Origin of the sequence: Actinophytocola sp., from assembly GCF_049647105.1 — a bacterium.
GTDB lineage: Bacteria > Actinomycetota > Actinomycetes > Mycobacteriales > Pseudonocardiaceae > Actinophytocola.
The window spans coordinates 1-11,017 of record NZ_JBARWZ010000264.1 but is presented as its reverse complement, the minus strand read 5'-3'; the positions used below and the strand labels follow the sequence as shown (position 1 = coordinate 11,017).

Genomic DNA, 11,017 nt, shown 5'->3' with positions numbered 1-11,017 from the left:
AGCGTCATCCCCGGCGGCGGCACGGCGGCCGCCGCGGTCCGCAGCGGTGGCCGGGTCGTGGCCAAGCGCGGGTCCAAGGCCGCGATCCGGGCGGCCCGCAAGGACATCGAGGCCGCTGCCCGCAGCGGCGCACTGCCAGGGCTGTTCGACAACGTGAACAAGATGCGGAAGCACGGTCTCGACGGCAAGGTCTCCCGCGACCTGACCGCGGCAGGCCGCGAGGTCGCCAAGCGGGAGGGCCGCGAGCTGCCTGCCAACCTCGCCGACCGCAAGGCCGAGCTGCAGCGGCTGGGCCTTGAGGCCAAGCAGAACCAGGCCTACGCGGACCTGGTCGACAAGGGCTCCACCATCGCCGAGAAGGCCGGGGTGGACCTCACCCCGCAGCAGAAGGCCGAGCTGAAGTTCCTGCAGCAGGGCATCAACCCGACGCCCAAGCAGCTGGAGAAGGCCATCGAGGACTTCGGCAAGGAAGCTCTCAAATGATCGTCGATCTGCCCGACACCGTCTGGCGGCTCCCCATCGACCATCCCGAGCTGGCCGTCCAGGAGTACGCGGCCATCGTCGGCGAGCTCCGTGGCCTCACCACGGGACGCGCGGACCTGGAGGCGCTGGCGACCGAGGCGGTCGAGACGGCGACGCGGGAGGGCGCGGTGCTCATGGCGATCGTCGCGCCGCCCGGCGCCGCGCCCGCCGTGCTCACCGGCGTCGTGCTCGACCTGCCGCCCGGCTGGGACCCGGACACGGCCGCGGCGCTGCGGGACTCGCTCGAGGACGTCGGCGGGCCGGACATCAGGGAGACGCTGGTCGTCGGCACCGCGCTCGGACCCGCCGTCATCGCCCAGCGGGTGCCGGGGGTGGAGCAGGTGCGGGCGCGGCGGCCGCTCACGCTGCAGCTCCAGGCCTTCATCGCCGAGGAGGACGAACTGCTGCTGCTCACCCTCGCCTGCACCTCCACCCACGGCTGGGCCACCCACCAGCTGCTGTTCGGCCAGGTCGTGACGTCGGCGCGGGGTGAGCGGGTGCCCGCCAGGACCGCCCGGCCCCCGGCCGACGTCGAGGAGTCGTTCGAGAATCACACCTACCAACTCTGATCACGCGGCCCGCGCACCGGGCAAGATGGAGGGATGCCCGCCGATCACGTGCTCCCCGGATCCCCGTTCCCGCTGGGCGCCCACCCGGAGGCGGGCGGGGTCCGGTTCGCGGTCACGTCGCCGGTGGCCGACGCCGTCGAGCTGTGCCTCATCGGCGAGGGCGGCGACGAGCGGCGCATCGAGCTGACCGAGCGCACCTTCGGTATCTGGCACGCCATCCTCCCCGGCGTCACCCCTGGTCAGCGCTACGGCTACCGCGTGCACGGCCCGTACGAGCCCGCCCGCGGCCTGCGCTGCAACCCGGCGAAGCTGCTCGTCGACCCGTACGCGCGGCGTATCACCGGCACCGTCGGAGACCCGCGCGCGGTCCTCGGGTACGACGGCGACCCGATGACCGGCGGGCCGTCCACGCTGGACTCACTCGGGCACGTGCCGCTGTCGGTGGTCACCGCGCCCGGCGGCGTCGACACGGGCGTCAAACCGGAGACGCCGTTCGAGGAGACGGTGATCTACGAGCTGCACGTCCGTGGGTTCACCCGGCTGCACCCGGAGGTGCCAGAACACCAGCGCGGCACCTACCTCGGGCTCGCGCACCCGGCCGTCATCGACTACCTGGTCCGGCTCGGCGTCACCGCGGTCGAGCTGCTGCCGGTGCACACGATCGCCGATGAGCCGTCGCTGCTGCGCCGAGGCACGCGCAACTACTGGGGCTACTCCACGCTCGGTTTCCACGCGCCGCACGAGGCGTACGCGAGCGAGCCGGGCCATGAGGTCACCGAGTTCCGCACGATGGTCGCCGCACTGCACGCGGCGGGCATCGAGGTGATCCTCGACGTGGTGTTCAACCACACGTGCGAGGGCGGGGTGGACGGGCCGACGCTGTCGCTGCGCGGGTTCGACGCGCCCGCCTACTACCTGCACGACCGCCACGGGTCCACGGTGGACCTCACAGGGTGCGGCAACACGCTCAACCCCGGCTCCCCCGAGGTGGTGCGGCTGGTCACCGACTCGCTGCGGTACTTCGCGAACGACCTCGGCGTCGACGGGTTCCGGTTCGACCTCGCGAGCGCGCTCGGCCGCCCGCGCGGCGGCTGGTTCGACCCCGACTCCGCCCTGATGACCGCGATCACCGTCGACCCGTCGCTGTCCCGCTGCAAGCTGATCGCCGAGCCGTGGGACGCCACCGCGGACGGCTACCGGGTCGGCGGGTTCGCACCACAGTGGACCGAGTGGAACGACCGCTTCCGGGACGGGGTCAGGGACTTCTGGCGTGGTGGGGTGAACGTGCGCGACCTCGCCTACCGGCTGTCCGGGTCGGAGGACCTGTACGCGGCCAGCACCCGGCGGCCGTGGGCGTCGATCAACTTCGTCACCGCGCACGACGGTTTCACGCTGCGGGACCTGGTGTCCTACAACGACAAGCACAACGAGGAGAACGGCGAGGGCGGCCGCGACGGCGCGGACTTCAACCGGTCATGGAACTGTGGCGTCGAGGGCGAGACCGGCGACCCCGAGGTGCTGGCGCTGCGTGACCGGCAGGTGCGCAACCTGCTCGCCACGCTCCTGCTGTCGACCGGTACGCCCATGCTCACCGCGGGCGACGAACGGTGGCGCACGCAGGGTGGCAACAACAACCCGTACTGCCTGGACAACGAGGTCTCGTGGGTGTCGTGGGAGCCGGATGAGCGCGCCGAGGACCTGCTCGCGTTCGCCAGGAAGGTGATCGCGCTGCGCGCCACCTCGCCCGCGCTGCGCCAGCCGCAGTTCTTCGACGGCCGCCCGACGCACTCCGGCAAGCCCGACCTCGTGTGGTTCGCCCCGAACGGCGAGCCGATGAGCGACCACGACTGGTTCGACGACGCGCGCCGCACGCTCGGCATGTGGATCGACGGGTCGACCAGCCTGTCCCGCGACCGCGGCGGCGAGCTGATCCCCGACGACAGCAGGCTCGTGCTGCTGCACGCCGGCGACGAGCCGGTCGAGGTGACGCTGCCGGGGCCCGCGTTCGGCCACGCGTTCGTGCCGGTGCTGGACAGCGGCACCCCACGCGGCGAACCGGCCGACCAGAGCCCACTCGACGCGGGCAAACGCATAACGGTGCCCGCTCGGACCCTGCTGGTGTACCGCACGCCCCGTACCACTGCGTGAGACGAGTGGCCACCATGTGGCAAGCGTGTCAGGATCGGTGAATGTTCCGGTCGCTGGTGTTCTGGCGCGACCGCACGGTGGACCTGCTTCTGGTCGCCTCGTGCGGCTGTACCGCCGCGTGATCCGAAGTCCCTGATCAGCGGCGACCCTCACCGGAGCACCATCGTGTCCACCGCACTTGCCCCTGCCCTGTCCATCTCCTCCCTGGTCCGCGCCCGGGGTCCGCTGTGGACCCCGAACGAGCTGCGTGATCTGGTCGACACCATCGGCACCATCTACCGCGACGAACTGCTCGCGCAGGTCCGGTTCGCGAGCCCGCAGCGCTGGTGGGCCCGCCTCGAACTGACCGAGGAGGTCGAGGTGTGGCTGCTGTCGTGGCTGCCGGGCCAGCACACGGCCCCGCACGACCACGGCGGCGCGTCCGGCGCGTTCTCGGTCGTGCTCGGCACACTGTCGGAGACCTACCGCTACCCGGGCACCGAGGTCGGCAACCGGTCCCACGGGACCGGCGCCGCGCTCGGGTTCGGCGCGGGCCGCGCGCACCAGGTGTGGAACACGACCGTGGAGAAGGCGGCCAGCGTGCACGCGTACTCTCCGCCGCTCGTGCCGACGCGGGAGTACGAATCGCTGCTGGACATCCCTTCGGTCATCCCGCCGCTGCCGCCGAGGCGGTCGCTGGAAGAACTGCGGAAGGAGCCGGTCGAACCGTGAGCGCTGTGGACGAGGTGCTGGCCAGGACCCGCGCCGGGCTGAACCGGGTGGCGGCATCGGAGCTCGCCCGGCTGCCCGACGACCACCTGCTGGTGGACATCCGCCCTCTGCACAACCGGGTCGCCGATGGCGAGATCCCCGGCGCGGTGCCGATCGAGCGGATCGTGCTCGAGTGGCGCCTCGACCCGCACGGCGACCACCGCATCGACGGCTTCACCGAGGCCACCACGGTGGTCGTGTTCTGCAACGAGGGCTACGCGTCGAGCTTCGCCGCCCGCGACCTGCGGGCCGTCGGCCTGTCGAATGCCACCGACCTGGTGGACGGGTTCCTCGGCTACCGCGACGCGGGCCTGCCCGTCCAGGACGGTGGCACACAGGCGGTCACCTGACGGCGAAGGACACCTGGCCGACCGGTCCCGAGAACGTCATCGCGGGCAGGCCGTCGAACAGCTTCGCGCCCCCGCCGAGCAGCACCGGCACCAGGCTGATCCGCACCTCGTCCACCAGGCCCGCGGCCAGCGCCTGCCGCTGCACGTCGGCGCCCATGAGCGTCACGGTCCGCTCCCCCGCGGCCGTCTTCGCCCGCTCGACCGCGGCCTCGACCCCGGCCAGGAACGAGAACGTGCCGCCGGCCTGCGGCAGGTCCGGCCGCGTCTCGTGCGTGACCACGAAGGTCGGCGCCGGGTACGGCACGTCCTCCCAGTGCCTCAGGCCGACGTCGAAGGTCCGTCTGCCAACGACCACCGCGCCGGTCTCGGCGCGGACGCCGTCGGTGACCGCACGGTCGGGCAGGGCGGGGTCGGTGAACATCCAGTCGTGCAACCGCTCGCCACCGACACCCATCGGGTGGTCGGCGGAGACGTCCGGACCCGCGACGTAACCGTCCAGCGACATGCTCGCGAAGACGAGGACCTTGCTCATCGTTGCCTCCTGTGCCGGTGTGCGACAGGTAGACCCCCGCGCGGGACGCAACTCATCGCCGCTGCCCTTTCGGCTGTCCAGGAAGACAGTGGGCGTGGCGCGCCCGCCGCGTAGCGTCTGTTGATTGTGCGGGTTGTTCACGTTCTGTTCAGGCCAGGCTGGCTCGCCACGGCCGCGACCGTCGCCGTGGTGGTCGTGCTGACGCGCCCCGACGCCGTCGCCGGGCTGCTCGGCGCGGCGGCGGGCGGGCTCGCGGCGGTGGTGGCGAGCCAGGCCGGGCTGCTGGCGAGTGTGCTGGTGCCCGGGGTGACCCTGCGGCGGCTGGTGATCGGCACCGGGCCGAGGGTCGCGGACTGGCCGACACCGCACCGGATCGTGACGCTGCGCGCGGTGCCGATCATCCTTTCGGTGTCGGTGCGGGCGGCGACCGCGGAGCGGATCCGGGTGGTCGCGTTGTCCGGGCTGGCGTGTGAGGTGGCGCTGGCGGCCTGCGCGGTCGTGACCGAGGACGGACCGTTCACCCTGGGTTTCGCGGCGGCGGCCGTCGCGGCGCTGGCGGTGTCACTCGTCCCGACGCGGACCGCCACCACCACGTCCACGGGCTGGCTGCTGTTCCGGCTGCCCCGGTCGGGCGCCGGGCAGGCGGCACCGCTGGTGGACCGGGCCATGCGGGCGGCGCAGGCGGGCGACATCGCGACCGCGGAGAACCTGGCGGCCCAGTTGCGAATGAGCCACCCCGGCCTGCGGTCCGCGCTCGCCGCGCGGATCTGTGTGCTGGCCGCGCAGGGCCGGTACGCGGAGGCCGTGGTCCTCGCGGTGCGGCTGACGTCCGACGTGGACGACGACCCCGGCGCCTTCGCGCTGCTGGCCGGTCTCACGTGCGCGACGGTCGAGTCCGGGCAGCTGGACAGCGAGGTCGGCCTGACCACGGCCAGCCAGGCCATCGAGAACGCGGCCGCCCTCGGCTACCCGAACCACCGGCTCAACGGCGCGCGGGCGATGGTCGCGCTGCTGCGCGGCAACCCGAAGGACGCCATCACGCTGGCCCGCCAGTCCGCGAGCACCGCCGACGACGTCCTCTGCCGCGCCGACGACCTGGCCACCCTCGCCCGCGCCCACATGGCGGCAGGCGACAACCGCGCGGCCCGCCAGGTGCTGACGGAAGCGGAACGCCTGGCCGGCTGGTGGCCACGAGTAGCCACCACCCGAACCCGCCTGGAAGTAGCCAGCTAACCCCGCGAGTCCACGCTTCAGAACCCGCGAGTCCACGGTTGGGAACCCGCGAGTCCACGGTTCAGAACCGGTGAGTTGGTGTTTCGTGGATTACGCCGTCAGGCACGAAACGCCAACTCAGGGGTCCCGAACCGAGGACTCGCGGGTCCCCAACCGAAGACTCGCGGGTCCCCAACCGAAGACTCGCGGGTCCCCAACCGAAGACTCGCGGGTCCCGAACCGTGGACTCGCGGGTTTGGGTGCTAGTTCGCCAGGACTACCCGGCCCAGTTCCACCGGGCTGGCCAGCAGTTCGTGGTTGGGCAGCACGCGGGCCGTCACGCCGAGCGCGCCGGCATGCGGGAGCGCCACCTCGGCCGCGTACCGGCCCTCGCCGTCCGGGGTCATCGGGACCGTCACCACGTCGAACAGCTCGTCGCTGTCGGCGACGCGGCCGATCACCGCCTGCACCTGGACGTCCCCGGGCGCCAGCCCGGCCAGCTCGACCGACGCGCGGACGGCCACCCGCTCACCGAGCACCGGGGTGTCCGAGCCGTTGAGCGACAGGTCGCACGAGGTGACCCGGATGTGCGGCCACGAACCCGACAGCCGCTCCCGGTACGCCGCCAGCTCGCGGGCCGCGCGGAACCCCTCCGCGTCGGCCAGCTCCACCGCGGTCGCGGCCGGCGTGTACTGCGTGTTCACGTACTCCTGCACCATCCGCGACGCCTGCACCTGCGGGCCCAGCGACGCGAGGGTGTGCCGCACCATGGCGAGCCACTGCTTGGGCACGCCGTCGGTCCGGTCGTAGAACAGCGGCGCCACCTGCGAGCCGAGCAGCTCGTACAGCGCCGCCGCCTCCAGGTCGTCGCGGCGCAGCGGGTCGGACACGCCGTCGGCGGTCGGGATGGCCCAGCCGTTGGAGCCGTCGTAGAACTCGTCCCACCAGCCGTCGCGGATCGACAGGTTCAGCCCGCCGTTCAGCGCCGACTTCATGCCGGACGTGCCGCACGCCTCCAGCGGGCGGGTCGGGTTGTTCAGCCACACGTCGCAGCCCCAGTACAGGTACCGGGCCATCGACATGTCGTAGTCGGGCAGGAACACGATCCGGTGCCGCACGTCGTTCTCGTCGGCGAACCGGACGATCTGCTGGATCAGCGCCTTGCCGCCGTCGTCGGCCGGGTGTGACTTGCCTGCCACCACCAGCTGCGCGGGGCGGTCCGGGTCGAGCAGCAGCGCACGCAGCCGGTCGTGGTCACGCAGCATCAGCGTGAGCCGCTTGTAGGTCGGCACGCGGCGTGCGAATCCGACGGTCAGCACGTCCGGGTCGAACACCGTGTCGGTCCACGCCAGCTCCAGCGGCGACGCGCCACGCTGCAGCCACGCCTCCCGCACCCGGCGCCGCACCTCGGTCACCAGCAGTTTGCGCAGGTCGCAGCGCAGCTGCCACAGGCCGTGGTCGTCGAGATCCGAGCCGACCGACGCCATCTCCCGCGCGGTCCACGTCGGACCGTGCACGCCGTTGGTGACCGACGTGATCGGCACCTCGCGGGTGTCGAAGCCCGACCACAGGCCGCCGAACATCTCGCGGCTGACCTGGCCGTGCAGCTTGGAGACGCCGTTGGCGCGCTGCCCGAGCCGCAGGCCCATGTGCGCCATGTTGAACATGCCGGGGTTGTCCTCGGCACCGAGCGCGAGGATGCGGCGGATGTCGACGTCCGGCAGCAGCGCGCCGTCGCCGAAGTAGTGCTGCACGAGGTCGACGGGGAAGCGGTCGATGCCGGCCGGGACCGGGGTGTGGGTGGTGAAGACCGTGCCGGCGCGGACCGCGGACAGTGACTCGTCGAACGACAGCTGGTGGGCCGACATCAGCTCGCGCAGCCGCTCGAGGCCGAGGAAGCCTGCGTGCCCCTCGTTCATGTGGAACACCTCGGGCTGCGGGTGACCGGTCAGCTCGCAGTACGTGCGCACGGCCCGCACGCCACCGACGCCGGCCAGGATCTCCTGCCGGATGCGGTGGTTCTGGTCCCCGCCGTACAGCCGGTCGGTGACGCCGCGCAGGTCGTCGTCGTTGCCGTCCACGTCGGAGTCGAGCAGCAGCAGCGGCACGCGGCCGACCTGCGCCTTCCAGATGCGGGCGCGCAGCACGCGGCCGCCCGGCATCGCGACGTGCACGAGGATCGGCGCGCCGGACGGTTCCACGAGCGGCGACAGCGGCAGCCCGTTCGGGTCGAGCACCGGATAGTGCTCGATCTGCCACCCATCGAGTGACAGCGACTGCCGGAAGTACCCGGACCGGTACAGCAGTCCGACACCGATCAGGGGAACACCAAGGTCGGACGCCGCCTTCAGGTGGTCACCCGCGAGCACCCCGAGACCGCCGGAGTAGTTCGGCAGCGCCTCGGTGACGCCGAACTCCATCGAGAAGTACGCGATCGACTCCGCCATCCGGCCCTGGCCGGACAGCTCCGAACGGCGTCGCTGATACCACCTCGGCTCGGACAGGTAGCGGCGCAGGTCGTCGGACACCTCCGCGAGTCGGCCACGGAAGGACTCGTCCTCCGCCAGCTGCTCGAGCCGGCTCGCCGGCACCTCAGCGAGCAGGCGCAACGGATCGCCGAGGCGGTCCCAGATGCCCTGGTCGATGCTGGCGAACAGGTCCTGCGAGCGCGGGTGCCACGTCCACCGGAGGTTGGTCGCGAGCGTCTCAAGCTCGGCGAGCGACTCGGGCAGACCGGCGCGCACGGTAAAGCGGCGTACAGCTTTCACGTCGACCGACCCTAGCGGGCACCCCGATCCAAAATCAGGTGCGGGGCGGGGGTGTGGTCGCGAGTGGGACCGGGCACACTCCTCAATATCAATCGAAGGACCGTGCGGGAGGGCTTTCCCGGTGAGTGGCCGCCTAGGCATCGACGACGTTTTCCCTGTGATCAGCTGTGGCCGCTACCCATCGAAGGCGGTGGTCGGCGAGTACATCCCGGTGCGCGCCACGGTGTGGCGGGAAGGCCACGACGCCGTCGCCGCGACCGTGGTGTGGCGAGGCCCACACGACAAAGGTGAACGCCTCACCCGGATGGATGTCGACGACCCCAACGACGACACGTGGATCGCGCACATCGCGCCCGACGCCACCGGCATGTGGACCTACCGTGTCGACGCGTGGAGTGACCCGTGGGCGACATGGCGTCACACCGTCGAGGTGAAGGTCGGCGCCGCGCAGACCTCGGAGGAGCTGGCCAACGACCTGGAGAACGGCGCGCTGCTGCTCGACCGCGCCGCACGCCGCTTCCCGCACAACGGCGAGCGCGCGATGCTCGTGTCCGCCGCGACCTCGCTGCGGGACACCGGCAAGCCGCTGCCACGCCGCATCGCGGAGGCGCTCGACGAGCCGATCCAGCAGTACATGTACGAGAACCCGCTGCGCGACCTCGTCACCCGCGGCCGCAAGTACCAGGTGTGGGTCGACCGGCCGAAGGCGCTGTACGGGTCCTGGTACGAGCTGTTCCCCCGGTCCACCGGGGGCGTCGACGAGTCCGGCAAGCCGGTGCACGGCACGTTCGACACCGCGATCAAGCAGCTGGACCGCGTCGCGCGGATGGGCTTCGACGTGGTGTACCTGCCGCCGATCCACCCGATCGGGCACGTGAACCGCAAAGGCCCCAACAACAGCGTCATCTCCGTACCGGAGGACGTCGGGTCCACGTGGGCCATCGGCTCGGCCGATGGCGGCCACGACGCGATCCACCCGGAGCTCGGCACGTTCGAGGACTTCGACCGGTTCGTGGCGCGGTGCAACGAGCTGGGCATGGAGGTCGCGCTGGACCTGGCGCTGCAGTGCGCGCCGGACCACCCGTGGGTGACCGCGCACCCGGAGTGGTTCACCACGCGACCGGACGGGTCGATCGCGTACGCGGAGAACCCGCCGAAGAAGTACCAGGACATCTACCCGCTGAACTTCGACAACGACCCGGAGGGCATCTACGCGGAGGTGCTCCGCGTGGTCATGCACTGGGTCAACCACGGGGTGCGGATCTTCCGGGTGGACAACCCGCACACCAAGCCGCCGAACTTCTGGCACTGGCTGATCCACCAGGTGAAGGCGCTCGAACCGGACGTGTTGTTCCTGGCCGAGGCGTTCACGCGGCGGGCGCGGCTGTACGGGCTGGCACGGCTCGGGTTCACGCAGTCCTACACCTACTTCACGTGGCGCACGTTCAAGTCCGAGCTGATCGAGTTCGGCGAGGAGATCGTGGCGCGGGCGGACGAGGGCCGGCCGAACCTGTTCGTGAACACGCCGGACATCCTCCACGCGTCGCTGCAGTACGGCGGCACGGCGATGTTCTCGATCCGGGCGGTCCTGGCGGCGACGTACTCGCCGACCTGGGGCGTGTACTCGGGCTACGAGCTGTTCGAGCACGAGGCCGTGCGCGAGGGCTCCGAGGAGTACCTGAACTCGGAGAAGTACGAGCTACGGCCGAGGGACTTCGATGGCGCGCTCGTCGAGGGCCGGTCGCTTGAGCCGTGGCTGACGAGGCTGAACACGATCCGCGCCGCGCACCCCGCGCTGCAGCAGCTGCGCACACTGCACTTCCACGACACACAGAACGACGCCCTGCTCGCCTACTCGAAGCACGACCCGAAAACGGGCGACACGGTGATCGTGGTCGTGAACCTGGACCCCGAGAACGCACAGGAGGGCATGGTCTACCTGGACCTACCCGCCCTGGGCCGATCCTGGCAGGACACGCTGCTGGTCCACGACGAGGTAACCGGCGCAACCTGGGAATGGCACCAGGCAAACTACGTCCGCCTAGACCCAACCCAAGCCGTCTCCCACATCCTCTCCATAACCCACTAACCCCAACCCCCCAAGAACCCGCGAGTCCACGGTTCAGAACCCGCGAGTCCACGGTTCAGAACCCGCGAGTCCACGGT

General features: G+C 71.2%; 9 protein-coding genes. 7 read left to right on the top strand and 2 right to left on the bottom strand.

The features are described 5' to 3' along the window. The 5 genes from WBA97_RS31725 to WBA97_RS31705 all read left to right on the top strand — a co-directional run. The coding region (locus WBA97_RS31725; protein WP_424234648.1) for a hypothetical protein at positions 1–483 on the top strand (483 nt) is incomplete at its 5' end. After that, the gene (locus tag WBA97_RS31720) at positions 480–1,091 is read left to right on the top strand and encodes a hypothetical protein (RefSeq protein ID WP_424234647.1); all 612 of its coding nucleotides are present in this window, start codon (positions 480–482) and stop codon (positions 1,089–1,091) included. The genes WBA97_RS31725 and WBA97_RS31720, both read left to right, overlap by 4 nt. Before the next feature lie 33 nt (positions 1,092–1,124). Further along, positions 1,125–3,239, top strand: a complete 2,115-nt coding sequence (glgX, locus tag WBA97_RS31715) for a glycogen debranching protein GlgX (RefSeq protein ID WP_424234646.1) — start codon at positions 1,125–1,127, stop codon at positions 3,237–3,239. Positions 3,240–3,404: 165 nt separating this feature from the next. Continuing rightward, complete coding sequence (locus tag WBA97_RS31710; protein WP_424234645.1) at positions 3,405–3,950, top strand: cysteine dioxygenase; 546 nt, start codon at positions 3,405–3,407, stop codon at positions 3,948–3,950. Further along, positions 3,947–4,339, top strand: a complete 393-nt coding sequence (locus WBA97_RS31705; protein WP_424234644.1) for a rhodanese-like domain-containing protein — start codon at positions 3,947–3,949, stop codon at positions 4,337–4,339. Before WBA97_RS31710 ends, WBA97_RS31705 begins: the two co-directional genes overlap by 4 nt. On the opposite strand, the gene WBA97_RS31700 is transcribed toward WBA97_RS31705, so the two are convergent. Continuing rightward, on the bottom strand, positions 4,332–4,871 hold the full coding sequence (locus tag WBA97_RS31700; RefSeq protein WP_424234643.1) for a dihydrofolate reductase family protein: 540 nt from the start codon (positions 4,869–4,871) through the stop codon (positions 4,332–4,334). The genes WBA97_RS31705 and WBA97_RS31700 overlap by 8 nt on opposite strands. Positions 4,872–4,997: 126 nt before the next feature. Here WBA97_RS31700 and WBA97_RS31695 point away from each other — a divergent pair, with 126 nt between their 5' ends. After that, a complete protein-coding gene (locus WBA97_RS31695) occupies positions 4,998–6,104 on the top strand; it encodes a tetratricopeptide repeat protein (protein WP_424234642.1) in 1,107 nt (368 codons plus the stop codon). Positions 6,105–6,346: 242 nt separating this feature from the next. On the opposite strand, the gene glgP is transcribed toward WBA97_RS31695, so the two are convergent. Next, complete coding sequence (gene glgP, locus WBA97_RS31690) at positions 6,347–8,851, bottom strand: alpha-glucan family phosphorylase (RefSeq protein ID WP_424234641.1); 2,505 nt, start codon at positions 8,849–8,851, stop codon at positions 6,347–6,349. Positions 8,852–8,972: 121 nt separating this feature from the next. Here glgP and WBA97_RS31685 point away from each other — a divergent pair, with 121 nt between their 5' ends. Beyond that, the gene (locus WBA97_RS31685) at positions 8,973–10,940 is read left to right on the top strand and encodes an alpha-1,4-glucan--maltose-1-phosphate maltosyltransferase (RefSeq protein WP_424234640.1); all 1,968 of its coding nucleotides are present in this window, start codon (positions 8,973–8,975) and stop codon (positions 10,938–10,940) included. The last annotated feature ends 77 nt before the right edge of the window (positions 10,941–11,017 follow it).

Bases quoted from the DNA above. Each gene is read 5' to 3' on its own strand.
- WBA97_RS31720 (WP_424234647.1), top strand. From the start codon at position 480: ATGATCGTCGATCTGCCCGACACCGTCTGGCGGCTCCCCATCGACCAT.
- glgX (WP_424234646.1), top strand. From the start codon at position 1,125: ATGCCCGCCGATCACGTGCTCCCCGGATCCCCGTTCCCGCTGGGCGCC.
- WBA97_RS31700 (WP_424234643.1), bottom strand. From the start codon at position 4,871: ATGAGCAAGGTCCTCGTCTTCGCGAGCATGTCGCTGGACGGTTACGTC.